24 protein-coding genes and 1 tRNA gene are annotated in these 22,205 nt (G+C 62.7%); 17 read left to right on the plus strand and 8 right to left on the minus strand.

The window, feature by feature from the left end; genetic code table 11:
* Positions 1-58 precede the first annotated feature (58 nt).
* From G7076_RS08335 to G7076_RS08350, 4 genes are all read right to left on the minus strand, one after another.
* The gene (locus G7076_RS08335; protein WP_166201966.1) at positions 59-445 is read right to left on the minus strand and encodes an NADH:ubiquinone oxidoreductase subunit NDUFA12; all 387 of its coding nucleotides are present in this window, start codon (positions 443-445) and stop codon (positions 59-61) included.
* A gap of 65 nt (positions 446-510) precedes the next feature.
* Positions 511-882 (minus strand): DUF192 domain-containing protein, encoded by a 372-nt coding sequence (locus tag G7076_RS08340; protein ID WP_240913759.1) that lies wholly within the window; start codon positions 880-882, stop codon positions 511-513.
* A gap of 95 nt (positions 883-977) precedes the next feature.
* On the minus strand, positions 978-1,595 hold the full coding sequence (locus G7076_RS08345; protein WP_240913760.1) for a cold shock domain-containing protein: 618 nt from the start codon (positions 1,593-1,595) through the stop codon (positions 978-980).
* 61 nt (positions 1,596-1,656) lie between these two features.
* On the minus strand, positions 1,657-2,250 hold the full coding sequence (locus G7076_RS08350) for a RecX family transcriptional regulator (protein ID WP_166201968.1): 594 nt from the start codon (positions 2,248-2,250) through the stop codon (positions 1,657-1,659).
* Positions 2,251-2,296: 46 nt separating this feature from the next.
* Between G7076_RS08350 and G7076_RS08355 the strand changes: the two genes are divergently transcribed.
* The 8 genes from G7076_RS08355 (at position 2,297) to G7076_RS08390 (ending at position 8,812) form a co-directional block, all read left to right on the plus strand.
* On the plus strand, positions 2,297-4,063 hold the full coding sequence (locus tag G7076_RS08355) for a fatty acyl-AMP ligase (protein WP_240913761.1): 1,767 nt from the start codon (positions 2,297-2,299) through the stop codon (positions 4,061-4,063).
* 108 nt (positions 4,064-4,171) lie between these two features.
* On the plus strand, positions 4,172-4,552 hold the full coding sequence (locus tag G7076_RS08360) for a BlaI/MecI/CopY family transcriptional regulator (protein ID WP_166201972.1): 381 nt from the start codon (positions 4,172-4,174) through the stop codon (positions 4,550-4,552).
* A complete protein-coding gene (locus G7076_RS08365) occupies positions 4,549-6,258 on the plus strand; it encodes a M56 family metallopeptidase (protein WP_166201974.1) in 1,710 nt (569 codons plus the stop codon). The genes G7076_RS08360 and G7076_RS08365 overlap by 4 nt, the downstream gene beginning before the upstream one ends.
* 102 nt (positions 6,259-6,360) lie before the next feature.
* A complete protein-coding gene (locus G7076_RS08370; RefSeq protein ID WP_166201976.1) occupies positions 6,361-7,176 on the plus strand; it encodes a hypothetical protein in 816 nt (271 codons plus the stop codon).
* Between the two features lie 124 nt (positions 7,177-7,300).
* A tRNA-Trp gene (locus G7076_RS08375) sits at positions 7,301-7,376 on the plus strand.
* A 177-nt stretch (positions 7,377-7,553) separates the two neighbouring features.
* Complete coding sequence (gene secE / locus G7076_RS08380; protein WP_166203516.1) at positions 7,554-7,751, plus strand: preprotein translocase subunit SecE; 198 nt, start codon at positions 7,554-7,556, stop codon at positions 7,749-7,751.
* A 17-nt stretch (positions 7,752-7,768) separates the two neighbouring features.
* Positions 7,769-8,308 (plus strand): transcription termination/antitermination protein NusG, encoded by a 540-nt coding sequence (gene nusG / locus G7076_RS08385; protein WP_166201978.1) that lies wholly within the window; start codon positions 7,769-7,771, stop codon positions 8,306-8,308.
* A gap of 105 nt (positions 8,309-8,413) precedes the next feature.
* A complete protein-coding gene (locus tag G7076_RS08390) occupies positions 8,414-8,812 on the plus strand; it encodes a response regulator (protein WP_166201979.1) in 399 nt (132 codons plus the stop codon).
* Position 8,813: 1 nt separating this feature from the next.
* Here the strand turns inward: G7076_RS08390 and G7076_RS08395 are convergent, their stop codons facing one another.
* A complete protein-coding gene (locus G7076_RS08395) occupies positions 8,814-9,941 on the minus strand; it encodes a PAS domain-containing protein (protein ID WP_346774087.1) in 1,128 nt (375 codons plus the stop codon).
* 172 nt (positions 9,942-10,113) lie between these two features.
* On the opposite strand from G7076_RS08395, the gene rplK reads away from it, so the two are divergent.
* The 5 genes from rplK to G7076_RS08415 all read left to right on the plus strand — a co-directional run bounded on the left by rplK (position 10,114) and on the right by G7076_RS08415 (position 12,889).
* Positions 10,114-10,545, plus strand: a complete 432-nt coding sequence (rplK, locus tag G7076_RS08400) for a 50S ribosomal protein L11 (protein ID WP_166201981.1) — start codon at positions 10,114-10,116, stop codon at positions 10,543-10,545.
* Between the two features lie 3 nt (positions 10,546-10,548).
* Positions 10,549-11,247, plus strand: a complete 699-nt coding sequence (gene rplA, locus G7076_RS08405) for a 50S ribosomal protein L1 (protein WP_166201983.1) — start codon at positions 10,549-10,551, stop codon at positions 11,245-11,247.
* Positions 11,248-11,345: 98 nt separating this feature from the next.
* Positions 11,346-12,170 (plus strand): polyphosphate kinase 2, encoded by an 825-nt coding sequence (gene ppk2, locus G7076_RS08410; protein WP_166201985.1) that lies wholly within the window; start codon positions 11,346-11,348, stop codon positions 12,168-12,170.
* A 36-nt stretch (positions 12,171-12,206) separates the two neighbouring features.
* A complete protein-coding gene (locus tag G7076_RS12710) occupies positions 12,207-12,335 on the plus strand; it encodes a hypothetical protein (protein ID WP_277343918.1) in 129 nt (42 codons plus the stop codon).
* Entirely contained in the window at positions 12,332-12,889 is a 558-nt protein-coding gene (locus tag G7076_RS08415) for a hypothetical protein (protein ID WP_166201987.1), read from the plus strand. The genes G7076_RS12710 and G7076_RS08415 overlap by 4 nt, the downstream gene beginning before the upstream one ends.
* Here the strand turns inward: G7076_RS08415 and G7076_RS08420 are convergent.
* Together G7076_RS08420 and G7076_RS08425 are read right to left on the minus strand one after the other, a co-directional pair.
* Positions 12,886-13,947, minus strand: a complete 1,062-nt coding sequence (locus G7076_RS08420; protein ID WP_166201989.1) for a hypothetical protein — start codon at positions 13,945-13,947, stop codon at positions 12,886-12,888. The genes G7076_RS08415 and G7076_RS08420 overlap by 4 nt on opposite strands.
* The gene (locus tag G7076_RS08425) at positions 13,922-14,929 is read right to left on the minus strand and encodes a metallophosphoesterase (RefSeq protein ID WP_166201991.1); all 1,008 of its coding nucleotides are present in this window, start codon (positions 14,927-14,929) and stop codon (positions 13,922-13,924) included. Before G7076_RS08425 ends, G7076_RS08420 begins: the two co-directional genes overlap by 26 nt.
* Positions 14,930-15,324: 395 nt before the next feature.
* On the opposite strand from G7076_RS08425, the gene rplJ reads away from it, so the two are divergent.
* From rplJ to G7076_RS08440, 3 genes are all read left to right on the plus strand, one after another.
* On the plus strand, positions 15,325-15,831 hold the full coding sequence (rplJ, locus tag G7076_RS08430; RefSeq protein WP_166201993.1) for a 50S ribosomal protein L10: 507 nt from the start codon (positions 15,325-15,327) through the stop codon (positions 15,829-15,831).
* 62 nt (positions 15,832-15,893) lie between these two features.
* Positions 15,894-16,271, plus strand: coding sequence for a 50S ribosomal protein L7/L12 (gene rplL, locus G7076_RS08435; protein WP_166201995.1), 378 nt, complete (start codon positions 15,894-15,896; stop codon positions 16,269-16,271).
* 131 nt (positions 16,272-16,402) lie between these two features.
* Entirely contained in the window at positions 16,403-17,389 is a 987-nt protein-coding gene (locus G7076_RS08440; RefSeq protein WP_166201997.1) for an aspartyl/asparaginyl beta-hydroxylase domain-containing protein, read from the plus strand.
* Here the strand turns inward: G7076_RS08440 and G7076_RS08445 are convergent.
* On the minus strand, positions 17,386-17,721 hold the full coding sequence (locus G7076_RS08445; RefSeq protein WP_166201999.1) for a DOPA 4,5-dioxygenase family protein: 336 nt from the start codon (positions 17,719-17,721) through the stop codon (positions 17,386-17,388). The genes G7076_RS08440 and G7076_RS08445 overlap by 4 nt on opposite strands.
* Before the next feature lie 303 nt (positions 17,722-18,024).
* Between G7076_RS08445 and rpoB the strand changes: the two genes are divergently transcribed.
* Complete coding sequence (gene rpoB / locus G7076_RS08450; protein ID WP_166202001.1) at positions 18,025-22,188, plus strand: DNA-directed RNA polymerase subunit beta; 4,164 nt, start codon at positions 18,025-18,027, stop codon at positions 22,186-22,188.
* Positions 22,189-22,205 lie beyond the last annotated feature (17 nt).

The following is a 22,205-nucleotide window of genomic DNA, read 5'->3' on the forward strand; positions in this document are numbered from 1 at the left end:
TCCTTCGAGCAGGCCGCCAGGGCCAGCACTACGGCGGCTATAGCGGCGGTCCGGAACACTAAGCGTCCGGTGTCCACGCGGTGTAATCGCCGGTCGCCGTCGGCCGGTGGCCCTGACCTTTCATGGAACCGGAAGGCCGCCAAGCAGCACCGCTGCCGGTTAGGTTCGGTTGCGGGGCAAGCTCGAACGAGCGGCGCTTCGGTAGCGCTTTTTCCGGAACATCGTTGATTGTCCCGCGAAGCCATGCATTCCAGCCCGGCGGAACGTTGCTGCTGTCGTTGGAGCCCTGGTAGATGACCCAGCGGCGCGACGGATGCTTGCGATGGCGGAAATAGACGTTGCCGGCCTCGTCCCGGCCGACTTCCTCGCCGCGCAAGCGCGTCACAATGCTCGTCCCCCACGAGGCACCGTTCCACCAGGTGAAAGCGTTCGCCAATATTCCCATGCAGGGCCGTTAGCCGCAGTCGGCGATGGGAAGCAAGCCGCCAGCTTGCTTGCCTGCAAGCGAACTCATCGGCGCCAATCGACCTGGTCGCCAGCTGCCATGCCGAGCTCGGCTGCCCGACCGCCGGCGAGTTCGAGCACGGCTTCGACCGGGCCTGCCGAGGGAACCGGCTCCAAGGACAGCGGAGTGGTGTTTGCCGCGATGTTGAGGATCCGCCCGCCAGGCGCAATGAAGATTATGTCGAGTGGGATCAACGTGTTCTTCATCCAGAACGCAACTTCCTGCGGAGGATCATAGGGGAATATCATTCCGCGATCCGGGTCCAGCGACCCGCGATTCATCAGGCCGTAGGTTTGCTCCTCGGGTGTTCGGGCGACCTCAACCGTAAAGCGATGGGTCCTCCCGTCGGATCGGACAGTGAGCGGGATCTGATCCAATCCGGCCGCTGACTGCTCAAAGGATGCCGCAGGTACGGCAGCCCCCTGGCAGGCGGTCGCCGGAACGGCCGCTGCAAGGATTAAAACCAGTCGGATTAGTGACTGCGAAGCTCGACGGCCGTCTGGCCTTTGCGACCTTCGGCGATTCGCGCTTCGAGCCGATCGCCCGGATTGAGGTCCACGATTCCGGCGTTCCGGACAGTCTCCATGTGGATAAAGATGTCCGTCGCAAGATCGTCCAGTCGATTGACGAAACCATAGCCCTTTACGCGATTGAACCATTTGACCTCCACCGGCTCGAACTCGCCGGCCGAATCGACAAGAGCCTTGCGATCGGCGCGCTGTCCGGGATTGGTTACCGGACGGACAGCGCTGGGCAATGCCTCGCTCAAGTCGATTGACAGAATCTTCACGGCCTGAAGGCCGCGCTGCTGCTTTTGAACCAGGGCTTCGACGAGAGCTCCCTCGGGCAGGCTCCGCCGATCATGTTCCCGCAGGATCGAGAAATGAACGAGGACGTCACCTTCGCAATCGTCGCTCACGAGGAAGCCGAAACCCCGCGTCGCGTCGAACCATTTGATTCGTCCGGTTACCGGAAATGCGTCGGGCGCGACCGATTGATCCTCGGCCTCACCCAGGATTGCATGCCCAACAACGTCGCCCCCGCGACCAGCAGGAACGGTTTCGGGCGTCTCGTCGGCACTCGAACGCACGGTCGCATGATAACACGGAGCGATGCTTTCTTGAAAATGAATCGATAGCAGTCCGCAACTTTTATTCGAAAATCAGCCATTCTTCGGGGATTACCCCGGGTTCGGAGTCGGCAATTCTCTGGGCAAGTGCGAAACTGTGGCCGGCGCGAATCATCGCCGCGATCCATTTTTCTCGTTTGGGACGATCTGCGGACGCGGCGGAAAATGGCCCGATGTTTCTCTTCTTCGCGAACCTGAGAGCCGCCTCTGCCGCCCTTTGTTCGGCGAACTCCAAAGCCTCCGCCGCGTCACTCTCCGAGATTCCTGCGGCCGAAATCGCGCCCGCCACGCGCCTATGCCCATATCCCCGCGATCCCAGCGACTGCGATAGGCTCGTGGCGTATGCTTGGTCGTCGACATAACCAAGTTCGGATAGACGGTCGGCGATCTGATCGAGCGGCGGGTCTTCGTCGCCGGTCCAACCGCGCTCCCTAATCTTCCGCAGCAGATAGGATCGCAGCTTGGCTCTGCTGGTTGCGAATCGCGCAACGTAGCGCAACGCAAGCTCGTCAAGATCCCGGCGATCGAGTGGCGGCCGCGGCCGTCGGCTACTGGTCACGCCATGTTTGTGCCACACTCCGCCAGCATCAGGAAGCGCCGCCACGCGACGAGCCATGCCTTGGCGCAGTCGGCATTGGGCACGCATTTTTTCAGGAATCCTTGTGAGCGACCGCGAGCACCTTAACCCGTCCGAACTCGCACCGCCGGGCGCGACCCCGACCATCGATCGGCTCGCCCGCCGCTTTGCCGACTTTGGGACGCTTGGCGAAGCGCTTGATTATGCGGCCACCGGCGTTCGGGGAATGAATTTCCACGACGCGCGCGGGACGCTCGTCAAAACCTACGCTTATTCGGAATTGCGCACAGACGCGCTTGCCCATGCGCGACGTTTCGCGGGCCTCGGCCTGATCAAGGGCGACCGCGTCGCGATGGTTGCGGAAACGGGCCAGGAATTCGCCGCATGCTTCTTTGGCGCGGTGTATGCCGGCTTGTGGCCCGTTCCGCTTCCCTTGCCGACGAGCTTCGGTGGCCGGGACGCTTATGTCGCGCAATTGCTGGTTATGCTGGAAAGCAGCGATCCCCGGTTGTTTCTCTATCCTTCGGAACTCGCGGCCTTCGCGGAAGACGCGGCAAACCAGCGCGGCATCGAAGCACGGGATTGGTCGAGCCTCCATCAACTGCCCGAAGCGGATGGCGACCTTCCGCAAGCCGGCGGCGAGGAAATCGCCTACCTGCAATATTCTTCAGGCTCGACGCGCTTTCCTCACGGCGTCGCGATCACGCACCGCGCCCTGCTCGACAACCTGCATGCGCACGCGCTCGGCACGGAGCTTCGCGAGACTGACCGCTGCATCAGTTGGCTGCCGTGGTATCACGACATGGGCCTCGTCGGCTGCATGCTGTCTCCGCTCGCCAACCAAGTCAGTGTTGATTACCTCAAGACCGAAGATTTTGCCCGGCGTCCGCTTGCGTGGCTCGACCTTATCAGCCGCAATCCCGGCACCAGCCTCTCCTATTCACCGACCTTCGGATACGACATCTGCTCGCGCCGAATGAGCAGCCAGACCCGCGCTGCCGATCGCTTCGACCTCTCGCGGTGGCGGATTGCCGGAAACGGCGCCGACATGATCAGGCCGGACGTCATGCAGGCATTTGTCGATGCCTTCGCGGACGCCGGCTTCAAGGCGAAGGCCTTCTGCCCCTCCTATGGCTTGGCCGAAGCAACACTGGCCGTTTCGATCATGCCGCCGGGCGAAGGAATCCGCGTCGAACTCGTCGAGGAGAGCGAGCTTTCCGGCGTCGGAACTCCAGAGCAGGAGCGACCGCGCCGCTACCGCGCCATCGTCAATTGCGGAAAGCCGCTCAAAGGCATGGACGTCGAGATCCGCGACGGGGAAGGTAACGCCCTGCCTGAGCGAAGCATCGGCAAGGTGTTTTGCAGGGGCACTTCGGTGATGGTCGGCTATTTCCGTGACGAGGAATCCACCCGCGCGTGCCTCAGTGGCGACGGTTGGCTCGACACCGGCGACATGGGCTATATGTCGGGCGGCTACATCTTTATTGTCGGCCGCGCCAAGGACATGATTATCATCAACGGCCGCAATCACTGGCCGCAGGACATCGAATGGGCCGTCGAGCAATTGCCCGGCTTCAAGTCCGGCGACATTGCCGCCTTCGCGATCACCGGACCGACCGGGGAGGAAACGCCGACCGTTCTCGTCCATTGCCGGGTTAGCGATCCCGAGGAACGCGGCCGCCTTCGCGACGACATCAAGGAGCGCGTTCGCGCGATCACCGGAATCTCGCCGATCGTCGAATTGGTGCCGCCACGCACCCTGCCCCGCACTTCGTCTGGCAAGCTGTCGCGAACCAAGGCGCGTAATCTTTATCTCTCGGGCGAGATCGTCCCATTCGACGTCGCTGCCTAAGACAAGCCGACTGTTCGTCGAACGTTCATATCCCCTGTTAGAAAAGGGGATTGCAATCGCGCTACAAATGTAGCATCGCTACAAATGTAGCGCGATAGGAGCGATTCGGTGCTGAACAAATTACCGCCCCGTGAACGACAGATTGTGGACGTCCTTTATCGCGAAGGCGAGCGGACGGTCTCAGAAATCTGCGAAGCGCTTCCGGTCGAGCTGAGCGGGTCGGCAGTTCGGGCAATGCTCAAGCGGCTGGAAGACAAGGGTTACGTCATCCGTTCCGAATCAGAGCGCGGCTTTGTTTTCAGCCCTGCCGTCGCCGACAGCGTCGCGCGCAAGAATGCGCTTAGCGAAGTGGTGCGTACTTTCTTCAACGGTTCAGCGGCTGGCGCGGCAAGCGCGCTGCTCGGCATGTCGGACCGCCTTGAGGACCGGGAACTGGATGCGCTTGAGCGGATGATCGCCGAAGCGCGCGAAGCGAAAGGGGCGAAATGATGGGTCCGCTGATCGCCATTGCATTGAAGTCGCTGATCGTGGCTGGAGGCGTCCTTGCGATTCTTCGGCTCGCCCAAAAACGCTCGGCTGCCGACCGCAGCCTGATCGCGCATCTCGGCCTTTTTGCCATGCTGCTACTCCCCTTCGGCTCCCTTCTTCTTCCGCCGCTTGGCGTCGCCGGACCGCAATTCCTTGCCGGGGAGCCGGAATTCATCGCTGCGCCGGTGAAAATGGCCGTGCCCGCGGCGACATCGACGATCGCGCTCGAAGCGGCAACACTCGAGCCCGCGGCCGAGCCGGCTGCGTCCATCCTTTCGTCGGCCAACCTGCCGGCAGTGCTATACGGGCTTCCGGCGCTTCTTCTGATAGGCCTGACCCTGGTTGCCTTGGTCCGCCTCGGCATCCTCAAGTCGCGCGCCAACGTGCTCGTCGAGCCGGAGTGGGTTACGGCGCTTGCCCGTGCGCAACACCGCATGGGTTTCAAGCATGGTACCGCCCTGCTCACCAGCGACGAGTTGCCGTCGCCGATCAGTTGGGGCGTCGTCCGCCCGATCATCCTCCTGAACAGCGAAGCCGCGAAGGCGCATAATCAGGCGGAGGCTGTCATCGCCCATGAGCTGGCCCACGTCGCCCATCTCGACTGGGCCAAGCTTCTGCTCGCCCGCGTCGTCATCGCCCTGTTCTGGTTCAATCCCCTCGTCTGGTTGCTTGCCCGTGAGGCGCACCAGCTCCGTGAAGAAGCTGCCGACGACAGCGTGCTTTCCGCCAACATCGAGGACACCGATTATGCGCAGCTGCTGGTTGGCGTCGCGCGTCACGAATGCCGAGGCCTGCTAATCGGTGCGCATGGCGTAGCACCGGCGAAAAATTCGCTCGCTCGCCGTGTCCGCCGCGTTCTAGACAGCGCGCTTGAGCGGGCGCCGGGTGGCTGGCGCTGGACGAGCGCCGCAGCGTTCTTCGCCGCCGGCATGGCTGTCCCGCTGGCAGCGCTGACTGTCGTTCCAGGCGTTCAGCCTGTCTCCGCTTCCGCTTCCCTTCCGGCGGGCGCCTCCGCCAAAGTCCCGGTGCCGGCTATGGTCGGTACCGATCTCGCGGCTGCCGCATCCTCGGCAGCTGCCCAGCCGGCCGCCGAGGCGCGACTCGCGACCGCAGTCGACCCGCGCGAAGATGTGACGGTTACGGCCGACGGTCGGACGATGCTCGTCGACAAGCAAGGCCGCGCCATCGTGCGTGGTCCGCAGGGGACCTTCATCGCCTCGCCTGACGGCAGCGCCTTCGCTTATGTCAACGGCAATGCGATTGCCACAGCTCGAGCGGGAGCCGCCGTTTCGGTCGACGGGCGACGGATCGATACTGCAGTCGCGAGGCGCGCCATGGGCGCCGATGCTGCCTATGCCGACGCGATGCGCCGCGCGATGCCGGGCGTCCCGATCAGCGACGAGCAGCTCGTCAAGCTTAAGGCGCTGGGCGTCACCAAGGACTATGTGCGGGCCTTGTCTGGCGCAGGATATCGTGGACTGCCGCTGTCTACCGTCGTTGAACTGAGGGCGCTCCAGGTCATGCCCGGCGACATTGCCCGAGCAAAGAAGGCCACTGGACGGCTTCCGACACCGCAAGAAATGGTCAAGATCAAGGCGCTCGGCGTCTCCGCTCAAAACTTGTCAGGCTCTGCCGATCCGGACCCGGATCCGGACGACGGCTCCTGATCAGCTAACTTACTGAACTGAAATTCGAAAACTGCATGTCTTTGACGTCCCGAACGGGGCGGCCGGGCGAACTTTGCCCGCGTAACGAGAAGGAGAGTTGAAATGACCCGCTTCCCGATCTTCCTGGCGTCCATTGCTGCCTCAACGCTTACCATCACGGCCACGGTCGATGCTGCGTCGTCAACCGAGTTCAACTTTCGACTCAAGGACGAAGGAGGAGACGGCGCGAACATTCGCGCCGACTTTCGCCGCTCCGATCGAGCAAATAGCCAATGGAATTCTTCCTTTCGCATCACTGACTTCGCCGGGCTTGAGCGGTCACAGCTTGCGGGCAAAGGCCAAACGCCCGTGCGGTTCGCACTCGTCCGCGACGCGGGCCGGCTCGACTGCAGCGGCACGGGCGGAAGTAGCAGCGCCGAAGGGCAGTGCCGCTTCACGGCAAACCAGGAGTTCCTCGACCATCTTAGAAGCAGTGGCATTGCGCCCGTTTCCGGCGAGGACGTTTACGCCATGACCGCCGTCGGGGTTCGCCGCGACCTCATCACGGAAATTCGCCGGGCCAACTACCCGGCGCCGAGCGCGCAAAACCTGATCGCCCTCGCGGCGCTCGGGCTTGAAAGCGGCTACATCCAGGAACTGGCCGCCTCCGGATATCGGCCCGCTCAGCTCAATACGCTGATCCAGTTCAAGGCGCTTGGCGTGGACGGGGCCTATATCGAGAGCTTGAAGAAGGTTGGCTATGGCAACCTCGCTCTGGAAGGGCTCGTCGAGTTCAAGGCCCTCGGAATAACTGCCGACTATATCCGGCGATTGCAGGACTCCGGCATCCGCGTCGTCGATTCCGGCAAGCTCGTGCAGATGAAAGCGCTTGGGGTTGGCCCTGCAGATAATCGGCCGAACCCCCGCAACACGCGCTGAGCGCAGCAAGTCCAAGCGCCACTCCCGATCGTCGGCTTATTGCTTTTATCGGGGGCATTGAGGGCAAGGCCCTAGCGAGGCGCTTGCGCCTGAGGCAGCGCGCGGCTAATCGCCACGCCGGCCTAGGGGTATAGCTCAGTTGGTAGAGCATCGGTCTCCAAAACCGAGGGTCGTGGGTTCGAGTCCCTCTGCCCCTGCCATGTCCCGGCGCTTCGGGCGGAAGGCATTGCTCTGGCGCCCTTGAAAAGCGCCTCAGGCGGGTCTAATTGCCCTTCCATTCCGACATCGGAAAAGCCTTCCTCCATCCCGGCTCGGCCGGGGCGGAGGAGGAAGCTTACCCCGAAGCGTCGGCGAGCCATGAAAGCGAGCGCAGCACAGTGTCGAAGACTTCTCCAGGCGAGTTCTTCCGCCAGGTCCGGAACGAAGCCGGCAAGGTCGTATGGCCGACCCGCAAAGAGACCATCACGACCGCCATCATGGTCCTGATCATGACAGTTCTGCTCGCCGTCTTCTTCCTTGGTATCGACAGCGCGTTAGGCGCGATCGTCAAGTTCCTTATCGGCCTGATCGGCTAACACGAGGCACAGCATCCATGTCCCGCTGGTACATCATCCACGCTTATTCGGGCTTCGAGAACAAGGTCCGTGATTCGATCCTCAGTGAGGCGAGACGCCTTGGCCTCGAGCAGATGGTTGAAGCGGTCGAAGTGCCGACCGAAACCGTGACCGAGATCAAGCGCGGCAAGAAGGTCCAGGCCGAGCGCAAGTTCATGCCCGGCTACGTGCTGGCCAAGCTCAGCATGACCGACGACGTTTTCCACCTCGTGAAGAACACGCCGAAGGTCACCGGCTTCCTGGGCCCTGGCGGAAAGCCGCAGCCGATTCCCGATGCCCAGGCCAATCGGATGCTGGACACGAAGGACGAGTCCGCCGCCGCCGCGCCAAAGACGAAGGTCAAGGTCGACTACGAGATTGGCGATGCCGTGAAGGTCCTCGACGGGCCGTTCGCGAGCTTCAACGGCGTCGTCGAGGAACTCGATTTCGACCGGGCGCGCGTGAAGGTCAGCGTTTCGATTTTCGGCCGTGCAACGCCGGTCGAGCTGGAGTTCGAACAGGTCGAGCGGGTCAAGTAACGGGCGGCGTGGCCCCCGGGACACGGTCGAAAACTTATCATTTGTTACGGAACCGGCCAGCTCTATCTGGGTTGATCCCGAAACAACCGATATCAGACGATTAGCATGACCAAACGAATCCTCATCGTCGAAGACGAGATGCTCGTCGCGATGGAACTCGAGTGCATTCTCGAGGACTTGGGACACGATTGCGCCGGTATCGCGCCGGATGTCGAAACCGCCACCGAGCATTTCGAGGCACCGCTCGACCTTGCCTTGGTCGACCTCAATCTGCGCGACGGCCTGACCGGACCGCAGATCGCCGAAACGCTTAGCCAGCGCGGCGTGCCGGTGATTTTCATCACGGCCAATCCGCGACAGCTCGGCGATGGGGTTGCGGGCACGATCGGTGTCATCACCAAGCCTACCGACGAGTCGACCGTCAAAGCCGCGCTCGATTATGTGTTTCGTAGCCGCGCGGGCGAAGCGGCCGATCCGCCGCCTGCGCTTCGACTCTTCGGTTGATTTAGCGAACCAGCCGCTTTTTGGGAACGGATATCCGGGTCTTCAGGCCCGCCGGATCCCAATCCCGTTCAATCATTCCGCCGAGCTGCCCGACGACGCTCAGGTCCGCCAGCTTGGTGCCGAAGCCCTGACGAGTCGGCGTCGTCACTTTAGGTCCGCCGCTCTCCTCCCATGCAATCTCGACCTGATCGCCCCGACCAGCAGTGATGATTGCAACCCGGCCACCCTGACGCGACAGCGCGCCATATTTCGCGCTGTTTGTCGCAAGCTCGTGAAACATCAGGGCGATCGGCGTGGCGCCGCGGTCGTCGACCTCGAAGTCATCGCCTTCGACAGTGATCTGGCCCTCGCTCAGTGCCGGATATGGGGACAGAATTTCCCGAAGAACGCCGTGCAGCCGCCCGGGCAGGTCGGTCGGCTGCGATTCCTCGCTATGGGGCCGAACGAATTCGTGGGCACGGCCAAGCGACGCAATTCGCTGCTGAAGTCGATTGGCGAACTCGCGATGCTCCGGCTCCTGCCGGGCGGACAGGCCGACTAGGCCGCCTATAACCGCGAAGATGTTCTTGATCCTGTGGCTAAGCTCGCGACTGAGGATCTCGTTTTGCTCGGCCTGCCTTTTCTGCTCATGGATGTCGGTGCAGGTGCCCATCCAGCGGATGATCTTCCCATCGCCGCCGCGGATCGGCATCGCCCGGCCCAAGGTCCAGCGATATTCGCCGCTGCGGTGACGGAGACGATATTCGATTTCGTAGGGCTCGCCCGTCTCCAGGCTATGGCGCCAGCGCGCCCATGACCGTTCCTGGTCGTCTGGATGGAACATGTCGTTCCAGCCCTCGCCGTCGGTCGTGCCTTCGGGAACGCCCGTAAATTCGTACCACCGCGCATTGTAGTAATCATGAAAGCCGTCCGGCGTCGTCGACCACACCATGTGCGGGAAGGCATCGGCCAAAGTGCGCCAGCGCAGGTCGCTCTCACGAAGCGCATTTCGAGCGGCAGTCAGCTCGGATTCGGGAGAATAGGTATCGATGGGAAAGCTCCAGTCGCTGGCCAGCGAACTGGCGAACTTTCGGCAATAACGAGTTTGCGACCGTTTCGCTCCCTCAACACCGCTTGTCCACCCCGCCAATCGAACAATCTCAGCGACTTGCCTCAGGCTCGCAATCTGCTATTGGCCCCCGCTTCCAAACAGCATGCTGAATGGAAATTCGCGGGAGGCCGCCTTCGGGCGACCGTCTGGACCGCTAAACTTGAACGGGCCGAACGCCGCAAGGCGCGACGCCCACTACAGAGTGAGAAAAATGGCAAAGAAAATCACGGGCTATATCAAGCTCCAAGTGCCGGCTGGCGTTGCCAATCCGTCACCGCCGATCGGCCCCGCGCTGGGCCAGCGCGGCGTCAATATCATGGAGTTCTGCAAGGCGTTCAACGCGGCAACGCAGGACCTTGAAAAGAACATGCCGATCCCGACCGTCATCACGGTCTATGCGGATCGCAGCTTCTCCTTCACCACCAAGACCCCACCGGCGTCGTTCCTTCTCAAGAAGGCAGCCAAGCTGAAGTCGGGCTCCAAGGAACCGGGCAAGGTTTCCGCGGGCACGATCAAGCGCAGCCAGGTCTCTGAAATCGCCGAGATGAAGATGAAGGATCTCAACGCCACGAATATCGAGGCGGCGACCCGGATCATCGAAGGCAGCGCCCGCGCGATGGGCCTCGACGTGGTGGAGGGCTAAACCATGGCAAAGCTGACCAAGAAGCAAAAGGCACAGGCCGGAAAGGTCGAAGCCGACAAACATTATGGCGTCGATGAGGCGATCAGCCTCGTCAAGTCGCTCGCCACCGCCAAGTTCGACGAGACCGTCGAAGTCGCCATGAATCTCGGCGTCGATCCGCGCCACGCCGACCAGATGGTCCGCGGCGTCGTCAACCTTCCGAAGGGCACCGGCAAGACCGTCAAGGTTGCCGTGTTCGCCAAGGGCGCCAAGGCCGACGAAGCCAAGGCCGCGGGCGCCGATATGGTCGGTGCCGAGGATTTGATGGAAGCCATGCAGGGCGGCGACACCAACTATGACCGGGTCATCGCCACTCCGGACATGATGGGCGTTGTCGGCCGTCTCGGTAAGGTGCTTGGCCCCAAGGGCCTGATGCCGAACCCGAAACTCGGTACCGTCACCATGGACGTCACCAAGGCTGTCACGGACGCCAAGGCCGGCCAGATCGAATTCCGGGTCGAGAAGGCGGGCATCATCCACGCCGGGATCGGCAAGGCGAGCTTCGCCGAGGCGGACCTCAAGGCCAATTTCGATGCGTTTGTGGACGCCATCGTCAAGGCCAAGCCGGCCGGCGCCAAGGGAAAATTCGTGAAGAAGATTGCCGTCAGCTCCTCGATGGGCCCGGGCGTCAAGATCGATACGACCGAGGTGGCCGGCGCCTAAGCGTCGCGCTCTCGAGAATTGAAGAAGGCCGGGGCGAAATCCCCGGCCTTTTTTTGTGCATCGTCTCCCGCTAGCTTGAACGCCTAGGGGAACAGCCAATGAGCGGAAAGACCGTTCTCAGCCGCGAACGATATGAGCAGCTTCTAAAGCCGCTCACTCGCGAACTCAGCGACGCCGCGCGATGGATCCAGGAAACCGGCCAGCGCGTGGTAATCGTCTTCGAAGGGCGGGACACGGCCGGCAAGGGCGGCTCGATCGACATGATCAGCCAGAACATCAACCCGCGTCACTGCAGGGTGATCGCACTGTCCGCTCCGACCCCGACGGAGCAAGGGCAATGGTATTTCCAGCGCTACATGAAGCACCTGCCGTCGCGCGGCGAGCTCGTGCTGTTCGACCGCAGCTGGTACAACCGCGCCGGCGTCGAGCGGGTAATGGGCTTCTGCACCCAGAAGCAGGCCGAGGATTTCCTGGAGACGACTCCCGAATTTGAAAAGCACCTCGTCGATGACGGCATCCTGCTGTTCAAATATTGGCTTTGCGTTGACCAGGAGCGACAGGAAGAGCGCTTTCACAACCGGCTAATGAATCCGCGGCGGCGCTGGAAGCTATCGCCGATCGATATCGAATCCCGTAACCGCTACGAGGATTACACGATCGCCCGGGAGCGGATGCTGAAGGCGACCCATACCGCCTGGGCCCCTTGGACGCTGGTCGATTTCAACGATCAGCCGGTCGGTAGATTGACGCTGCTTCGGCATTTTCTCGATGTGCTGCCCGACACCAGGCTGCCCGTGACGGACATTCCCTGGCCGCCCCTTTCCCACCCGCCGCTAAAGGAACGCTACGGCGTGATCGAGCCGATATCAGCTTACCCCGTTGGCGACGAAGGAAGCGCGCACTTGGCGTCCGGCAGCGATTGACCTAGCATCGGCGCACGCGATCAAGGGGGCTTGAAGATGCGCGCTACCAGTCTCGTCGTTAAGCTGACGGTTTATTATCTCATCATCCTGGGCGGCATGTACGTGCTGCTCTCCGCTTATCCTGACTTGCGGCACTATCTTCCCGTCGGGGCGCCCAAGATTTGATCAGCGCAAGCGAAGGCAAAAGCGCGCTCGAAGCGGCCTCGAAGGGCGATCCCGAGGTCAAGAATCTCGGACAGAGCCTTGGTTGGCTGTCCGTTGCTATCATGGGTGCTCTGCTAACCTCGCTACCCGTCAGTTGGGTCTACATGGCCACCCGTAGCGGAGAGGAATATGACCAGTCGCTAATCAGCTCCATCCTGATCCTTCCGCTGGTTGTCACCTCGATCGTCATCGTGGTTCAGAACAGTCTCGCTCTGGCCTTCGCCCTAGGCGGGATCGCCGGGGCGGTGCGATTCAAGAACAGCCTCAAGAGCTCCGGCGACGCGCTCTATATACTGCTGTCGGTCGGGGTCGGCCTCGCTTCAGGCATTGGCGCGGTGGAGCTGGCTTTCGTGATGGCGCTCTTCTTCAACTATTGCATCGTGCTGCTGTGGGTCAGCGAATATGGCGAGCGAGCGGGGATGAAGCGGTTCATGAGCGACTTCCGCCCGGAGACCAACCCCGACCCCGTCCCTGCGGCGCCTCCGGCCGCGACGACAGAGCCGCCCAAGACCTAGCCGAGGCAAGTCCCGAGCATCCTCTTGTCGGCCTGCTGGTCGGTGGCGATGTCGCTGAAAAAACCGCCCAGGAAGCCGATCGCGCGGTCCCGTGCGGTTGGGTCCAGGCCGGGTACGGATGAAAGGATCTGCGGCACTGCGGCCTGCTGCGCCCGAAATTGCGGGTAGAGCGCCCGGGCTTCCGCATTGTGCCGGCAAAGACCGCGATAGCGGCGCTGGCGAACGTTGCTGACGTTCACGGCCGAAGGCGGTGTCGCGTAGGGCGCGTTGACCATTCCGGAAAAATCGAAGTCGTAGGGCACGGGAATCACCTGGGGCGATGATGCGCCCGCCGGGGCGATGGGACGGCTGTTATGACAGCAACTGTCTCCCGGTGGTCCCGCCTGCATCGCCCAGTCGAGGTTGGAGATCATATATTGGAAGATGGCAAACCGCGCCGCGTCGGTCGGCGACAGCCGCGACACGGGGAAGCGCTCACCCATCCTGGCCTCGGTCATTCCGTTTCGTTTCGCGACATCGTCGATGTCCTCGATGAAAAAGCCGTAGCGCGTGGTGATCGGCTGGCCCGCACTGTCGCGATATTCGATCTGCGCCAGGCGAGCGCGAAAGCTGAGCGGCGTCAGATTGTTGTAGAGGCGGTAGGCCGCATATTCGAGAAGAAGGTAATTCTGGAAGTTCTCGGCCGCTCGACAGTGGCTGACCAGCTTCAATCGCCGCTGCCCCGCGAAAACCGAATCGGCTGGCGGGGGCTGGTTGAAGGTTACCCGCAGCGGCGGAAACTGGCAGACATCGCGCTGCCGACGCGTGATCCCGCGCGGCTCCAGCAGGATCGGCAAGCTGTCGGCGCTGCCGGCAATCGCCAGCGTTCCAGGCCGGCCTTCGCGGCTATTCGGCCCGCCCTTGGCGATCTGGTCGACCCCTCCGCTAATTGTCAGGCGCAGCGGCTCGTCGCTTGCGAACAAGGGCTTGGCGGGATCTGGGCAAGAGCCGCCATGGGGAATGCCGCCAGCGCGGCGATGCAAAGCCGGAAGATCATGGCGAGCTCCTGGTCGTGACATTCGGAATGACTTTATCGCCGACAATCTCGACCCAGCCGAGGACGCCGCCATAGGCGCGTGAAATGCCGGTATCGATCCGCACCAGCTGGCCGTCGAAATCGATCACGACCCCCTTGAGCGACGGCGTGTGCCCGATCACCAGACGCTTCGCGCCATAGGCCTTGAGGGCGACGGCCAGCTCGTTGGCGGCGGTCGGCCTGCCGCCGGCGCCGGTGCCGGTCACGAGGCCCCGATACCAAAGGGGGCCGAACTCGTCGTTGATGATCGCCGATCGATCGGTGGTGGCGGATTCGAGGGCGGCGCGCGCACGGCGATTGACCTCGCCGATCGGCACCAGCGCGTAGTTCGCGCTAATCCCGCCATGCGCGAACAATGTGTTTCCGACCTTGACGACGGCGGGCAGCGACGCCGCCCACTTGCCAAGCTCGCCATTGGGTGCCCAGGCCGTATTATGCTCCACCTTGCCGAGCGGCGTTTCGGCGATCCACAATGCCTTGATTGCGGCCGGACTCAGCGAGGCGTCTTTAGTGCGGAAGTAGGTTTCGATCGCCGCCTTGTTCGCTTCGTAGGCCAGCTCGCGCCGGCGCTGGCTCTGACGGTCCGCAAAGGCGGCATATTCCCCCGCGTGGACGTAGCGCAGGTCGCCAGTGACCTGCATCGCCTCGTGATTGCCGAGAACGACTATGACGTTCCCGCCTGCCCCGCGCGCTTGCCGCTGGAGCTGTTGCAGGTGACGGATGATCTTGAGGCTGTCGGGCCCGCGGTCGGTGATGTCGCCAGTCTGGACAAGGATCGTCTTACCGCCTGTCCAGCGCAGGTTTGGCCCGATCAGCCGGGCTGCCTTGGCGATATCGATCCAGGCGGCATAGTCGCCGTGAAGATCTCCGACGGCGACGATTCTCGGGGGTGTGGGCTGGCTCACCGCCGCCACGGACAGCGAAGCCGTTAGTGCCGCCAAGACCATCAACAGGCGCCGGACCATCCACCCTCCCCGCATATGGGACGGTGATGGGGCGCCGGACAGCAACTTTTGTCAAGTTGCCGCTTGCGACGTAGTTTGGAGCGGAGCCATCTCACGGCGGCGGCAACCGGCCAACGCATTGACTTCACGGCATCAACGTTTATAGGCGCGCTGGTCTTCCCCTCGGGATGACACTCGTCCGAGACAGTCGCTGAGGGTTTCCCTCTTAATCTGCGGCCTAGACGGGGACAGGAATTCTTGTCGGAGCGCGTGTTCGCTCCGGTCGTGCGGCGGTTCAACCGCCGCCTTGATCCAGCCCCCACGGACATCAGACGCTGCGCGGTGGCTTTGCCGATGCGCGGCTATTTTGGGTCCCCGTCGAGGTTCCGGCTTCGATGGGATTTATGGAGTATGGCATGGATCGTTCGCAAAAAGCCGATCTGGTTGCCGAGCTGAAGAACGTCTTCGCCGAGACGGGCGTTGTGGTGATTACCCGCAACCTCGGCCTCTCGGTCGCGCAGTCCTCGGACCTGCGCGCGAAGATGCGCGACGCCGGCGCCCAGTTCAAGGTTGCGAAGAACCGGCTTGCCAAGATCGCCCTCGAAGGGTCGACGTACAGCCCGCTCAGCGAGTTCCTTGTGGGACCGACTGCGCTGGCGACCTCGTCCGACCCGGTCGCGGCCGCCAAGGTGGCGGTCGAGTTCGCCAAGACGAACGACAAGTTCGAAATCGTCGGCGGCGCGATGGGCGAGACGATGCTCGACGTGAACGGGGTGAAGGCGCTCGCCGAACTTCCGTCGCTCGACGAGCTTCGCGGCAAGCTTGTGGGCCTCATCCAGGCGCCGGCGACGAAGATCGCCCGCATCGCGATGGAGCCGGGTGGCCAGCTGGCGCGCATTTTCGCCGCCAAGGCCGCAGCCTGAACATTCGATTGAACTGAACCGCACGACAACTTTGGGCCATGTGGCCCCATTGGAGATTTAAAATGGCTGACCTGAACAAGATCGTTGATGACCTGTCGGCGCTGACCGTCCTCGAGGCGGCTGAGCTGGCCAAGCTGCTCGAAGAGAAGTGGGGCGTTTCGGCCGCCGCTGCCGTCGCCGTCGCTGGCCCGGCCGCTGGTGGCGCCGCTGCGCCGGCTGCCGAGGAGCAGACCGAGTTCGACGTGATCCTCACCGGCGACGGTGGCAAGAAGATCAACGTCATCAAGGAAGTCCGCGCCATCACCGGCCTGGGCCTCGGCGAAGCCAAGGCGCTGGTCGAAGGCGCTCCGAAGGCGCTCAAGGAAGGCGTCAACAAGGACGAAGCCGAGAAGATCAAGAAGCAGATCGAGGAAGCCGGCGGAACCGTCGAGCTCAAGTAAGCTTCGAATACGAATTTCGTCGGTGTCTTGAAGCGCCGGCGGATGGGAAGGGCGGCCTCGCAAGGGGTCGCCCTTTTTCCTTGTGGCCGTCCCCGGCGGCAGCATTGACGCTGATGCCCGCAAGGCTGCAAATGGCCGCCATGAAGCTGGACGAGCCCTTCTACCGATTGCCGATAAGATTCGACGCAGAGACCCTCGCCGAGGAAGTCCGAGCGCTTCCGGCCGAGGCCTGGGTTCCCCATCCGCAGAACTTCGAGGGCAACGACTATGTGCCGCTCGTCACGCCTTCAGGGATGATCACCAACGGGTTTGCCGGCCCGATGGCAGCGACCAGATTCCTGGAAATGTGCCCGTACATGACCGAGGTAATGGCCACGCTCGGCTGCGTCTGGGGCCGGACAAGGCTGATGGGTCTCGTTCCCGGAGCGACCGTGCCTCCCCACGTCGACACGAATTATTACTGGCGCACCCACGTCCGCGTTCACATCCCGATCGTCACCAACTCGGACGTCAGCTTCACCTGCGGGGAGGAAACCGTGCACATGGCGGCCGGCGAATGCTGGGTATTCGACACTTTTCGCCGTCACAACGTCGCCAACAACGGTCGCGAAAAGCGCATACACCTTGTTGCCGACACGATCGGCGGCGAGCGCCTGTGGGACCTCGTCAACGCGGCCAAGCAACCGGGCATGAAGGAACGGCAGCCAAGCCCGGTGGCTTCTGGCTCGGTCAAGGAGCCCCTGCGGCTCGAACGGGTCAATTTTCCCGAGATCATGACTCCGTGGGAGATGCGATGCCTGTTCGACGAGCTGCTCGGCAAGGCTCCTCCAAGCGATCTGCTGAATATTGTCCGTCTTCGCCTTGAGCGTTTGACCGACAGCTGGGCCGCTGCCTGGGCCGAACACGCCGACGATGCAAGCCGGACGGGCGATTACAGCGCCCTCGTAACGTCGGCGGTACGGGACCTAAACGCGCTCGGCGCAGGCCAGATCATCTTTACCAACGGCGTTCCGTTGATGGCCGTCCTGATGAAGGCCGTGTTCGACAATGCTGTCGAAAACGAGGGCGTCCGCAAGATGAAGGCAAGTGCGCGCGCGGCTGCGGACCAGGCCGCCTAGTCGAAGATCGATAGATCGAGCCGCTCCGACGGGCCGAACCAGATCACGTTGCTGGTGTGGTCGGCGCGGTCGTCCCCGGTCGAAGCATGCGCGAAGATCGTAAGCCCCATTCGAGCAACGGCGAGATAGGTTGCTACTTCCCCGAAGCGGTTGGCCGGGACCGTCATCTGCACGCTGCCGCGGGGATGCGGGCCGACCGGTTTCAGGTGAAAATGCCCGACAGCAACACCGAATCGCCTCTGCACATCGTCGGCGAGCGCCCTGGCTCGGTCGACGTCCGCAGCGTCGTAATAGATGTGGGCATGGAAATCGCGGATAACGATATCGGCCATCTGAAAACTCCTTCGCCAACGAGATGGCGGCCCTGCTGGAACGATCAAGGCGGAACATCATTGTAACCGGGCCGAACTGCGCCCTGCCCTCTTGCGCGGTATAGGATTCGCGCTATATCGGTTTCATCCAGACATAACGGCTCCGCCGCACGGCTTCGTGCGCCCGGGGCTTTTCCTGTCTCCGCCGGGACACGGACCGAACAAGCGCACCGGTCCGAACGTATGGCGGAGAATTCCCAGGAGCCGCGCCGCATTTAACTTGGGCCGCGTACCCTCACGCGTGCCCGAAGCGCAGGGAAACCCATGGCGACCAAAGCGAAAGACGTTCCGACCCAGGCCCGCAACAGCCAGCAGCGCCGGATCCGCCGAATTTTCGGCAACATCCACGAAATCAGCGAAATGCCGAACCTGATCGAGGTTCAGCGCGAGAGCTACGAGCAGTTCCTCCGCTCGAACCCAGCAACGGGCTACGTCTCGGGTCTCGAAAAGACCCTCCGCTCGGTCTTCCCGATCCAGGATTTCGCAGGCACGGCGCACCTCGACTTCGATCATTATGAGCTCGAAGAGCCGAAGTTCGACACCGACGAATGCCGTCAGCGCGGCCTGACCTATGCGGCGCCGATGCGCGTTACCCTTCGCCTCACCACGTTCGAGATCGATCCCGATACAGAAGCCAAGTCGGTCATCGATATCAAGGAGCAGGACGTTTATATGGGCGACATGCCGCTCATGACCATGAACGGCACCTTCATCATCAACGGCACCGAGCGCGTCATCGTGTCCCAGATGCACCGTTCGCCGGGCGTCCTCTTCGACCATGACCGCGGCAAGACCCACGCCAGCGGCAAGTATCTCTTTGCCGCCCGCGTCATCCCGTATCGCGGCAGCTGGCTTGATTTCGAGTTCGACGCCAAGGACATCGTCAACGTCCGCATTGACCGCAAGCGCAAGCTCCCGGTCACCGCGCTTCTCCACGCGCTCGGCCTGACGAGCGAGGAAATCCTCAACACTTTCTACAGCCGCGTCACCTATGTGCGCGGCAAGAACGGTTGGCAGATCCCGTACAGCGCCGAATCCTGGCGCGGCATCAAGCCGAACCACGAAGTGGTCGACGCCGACAGCGGCGAGATCATCTTCAAGGCGCACGAGAAAATCAGCCCGCGTCTCGCCAACAAGGCGGCCAAGGACGGCCTGAAGAACGTCATCATCCCGACCGAGGAAATCTTCGGCCGCTTTTCGGCCTATGATCTCATCAACGAGAAGACCGGCGAGATCTACATCGAGGCCGGAGACGAGGTCACCGCCGAGAACCTCGAGAAGCTCGACAAGGCGGGCGTCGACCGCCTCGAGCTGCTCGACATCGATTACGTCAACACCGGCCCGTGGATCCGCAACACGCTGAAGGCGGACAAGTCGGAGGAGCAGGATTCGGCGCTCGCCGACATCTACCGCGTCATGCGCCCCGGCGAGCCGCCGACCCGCGAGACCGCGGACGCTTTGTTCTACGGCCTGTTCTTCGATCCGGAGCGCTACGACCTGTCGGCTGTCGGCCGCGTCAAGCTCAACATGCGCCTTGGCCTCGATGCCGAGGATACCGTCACCACCCTTCGCCGCGAGGACATCGTCGCGGTCGTCCAGGAGCTTGTGAACCTCAAGGACGGCAAGGGCGAGATCGACGACATAGACAACCTCGCCAACCGCCGCGTCCGCTCGGTCGGCGAGCTGCTTGAGAACCAATATCGCGTCGGCCTGCTACGCATGGAGCGCGCCGTGAAGGAGCGCATGAGCAGCGTCGACGTGTCGACCGTTATGCCGAACGATCTCATCAACGCCAAGCCGGCGGTTGCCGCGGTGCGTGAGTTCTTCGGCTCCTCGCAGCTCTCGCAGTTCATGGACCAGACCAACCCGCTGTCGGAAGTCACCCACAAGCGCCGCGTTTCGGCGCTCGGGCCGGGCGGCCTCACCCGTGAACGCGCGGGCTTCGAAGTCCGCGACGTTCACCCGACGCACTATGGCCGTATCTGCCCGATCGAAACGCCGGAAGGCCCGAACATCGGCCTCATCAATTCGCTCGCCAGCTTCAGCCGCGTCAACAAGTATGGCTTCATCGAGACCCCGTACCGCAAGGTGATCGATGGCAAGGTGTCGAACGAGGTCGTCTACCTCTCGGCGATGGAAGAGCAGAAGCACACCATCGCGCAGGCCAATGCCGAGCTCGACAAGGAGGGTCGCTTCGTCGAGGAAATCGTCTCCAGCCGTCAGGCCGGCGACTTCCTCATGGCGCCGCGCGACACCATCACCTTGATGGACGTCTCGCCCAAGCAGCTCGTTTCCGTCGCCGCCTCGCTCATTCCGTTCCTCGAGAACGACGACGCCAACCGCGCGCTGATGGGCTCGAACATGCAGCGCCAAGCCGTTCCGCTCCTCCAGGCCGATGCGCCGCTGGTCGGAACCGGAATGGAAGAGACCGTCGCCCGTGACTCCGGCGCGGCGATCGCCGCCCGCCGGGCCGGCGTCGTCGACCAGGTCGATGCTACCCGCATCGTCGTCCGCGTGACCGAGGATATCCACGCCGGCGAAAGCGGCGTCGACATCTACACGCTGATGAAGTTCCAGCGCTCGAACCAGAACACCTGCATCAACCAGCGTCCGCTGGTGAAGGTCGGTGACACGGTCAATGCCGGCGAGATCATCGCCGACGGCCCGTCGACCCAGTTCGGCGAGCTCGCGCTTGGCCGAAACGTCCTCGTCGCGTTCATGCCGTGGAACGGCTACAACTACGAGGACTCGATCTTGATTTCCGAGCGGATCGTGAAGGACGACGTCTTCACCTCGATCCACATCGAGGAGTTCGAGGTCATGGCCCGCGACACCAAGCTCGGGCCGGAGGACATCACCCGCGACATCCCGAACGTCGGCGAGGAGGCCCTGCGCAACCTCGACGAGGCCGGAATCGTCTACATTGGTGCCGAGGTCGAGCCGGGCGACATCCTGTGCGGCAAGATCACGCCAAAGGGCGAAAGTCCGATGACCCCGGAAGAGAAGCTGCTTCGCGCCATCTTCGGCGAGAAGGCCAGCGACGTCCGCGATACCTCGCTCCGTCTTCCGCCGGGCGTTAGCGGGACCGTCGTCGAGGTTCGCGTGTTCAACCGCCACGGCATCGACATCGACGACCGTGCGCGTGCGATCCAGAGCGAGGAAAAGGACCGCCTGCGGAAAGACGCCGACGATGAAAAGGGCATCCTCAACCGTGCGACGTTCGCGCGACTGAAGGAAATGCTCCTCGGCCAGACGGCGACCGCGGTTCCCAAGGGCGTCAAGAAGGGCGCCACGCTGGACGAGGCGACGCTCGAAGGCGTCGAGAAGCACGACTGGTGGAAGATTGCCGTCAAGGACGACAAGCGCCAAGCCGATCTCGAGGCCCTCAAGGCGCAGTATGACGACTCGTTGCAGGTCATCAATCGCCGCTTCGAGGATCGCGTCCAGAAGGTCGAGGCCGGTGACGAGCTGGCCCCGGGCGTCCTGAAGATGGTCAAGGTTTTCGTCGCTGTGAAGCGAAAGCTTCAGCCGGGCGACAAGATGGCCGGCCGTCACGGAAACAAGGGCGTCATCAGCCGGATCCTGCCAATCGAGGACATGCCGTTCCTCGAAGACGGGACCCACGCCGATATCGTCCTCAACCCGCTCGGCGTGCCATCGCGTATGAACGTCGGGCAGATTTTCGAAACCCACCTCGGCTGGGCCGCCCGTGGTCTCGGCAAGCAGATCGGCGACATGCTGGAGTCGATGCACGAGGCGGGCAAGGACATGAGCGGCAAGGACGTGAAAGCGATCCGCGCCAAGCTCAAGGACGTCTACGGCGATGCCTACACCAAGGACATCGACAACCGCGACGATGATGCGGTGATGGAGCTTGCCCAGAACCTGGTCGGCGGCATCCCGATGGGCACTCCGGTGTTCGACGGCGCTCGTGAATCGGACGTGTCCGACATGCTGGAGAAGGCCGGACTTGATCGTTCAGGTCAGGTCACGTTGTTCGACGGGCGCACCGGCGATCCGTTCGATCGCAAAGTGACGGTGGGCTACATCTACATGCTGAAGCTTCACCACCTGGTCGACGACAAGATCCACGCCCGTTCGATCGGCCCGTACAGCCTAGTCACCCAGCAGCCGCTGGGCGGCAAGGCCCAGTTCGGCGGACAGCGTTTCGGCGAGATGGAGGTCTGGGCTCTCCAGGCTTACGGCGCGGCCTACACGCTTCAGGAAATGCTGACGGTCAAGTCCGACGACGTGATCGGCCGCACCAAGGTCTACGAAGCGATCGTCAAGGGCGACGACACGTTCGAGGCCGGCATTCCGGAGAGCTTCAACGTTCTCGTCAAGGAAATGCGCAGCCTGGGTCTGTCGGTCGACCTTGAGTCCATCACGGACGAGGACGACGAACCGGCCGCCATCGCCGCCGAGTAACCAAGGATATCACCCAA

The sequence above is a fragment of the Sphingomonas sp. HDW15A genome, from assembly GCF_011301715.1.
Classification (GTDB): Bacteria; Pseudomonadota; Alphaproteobacteria; order Sphingomonadales; family Sphingomonadaceae; genus Sphingomicrobium.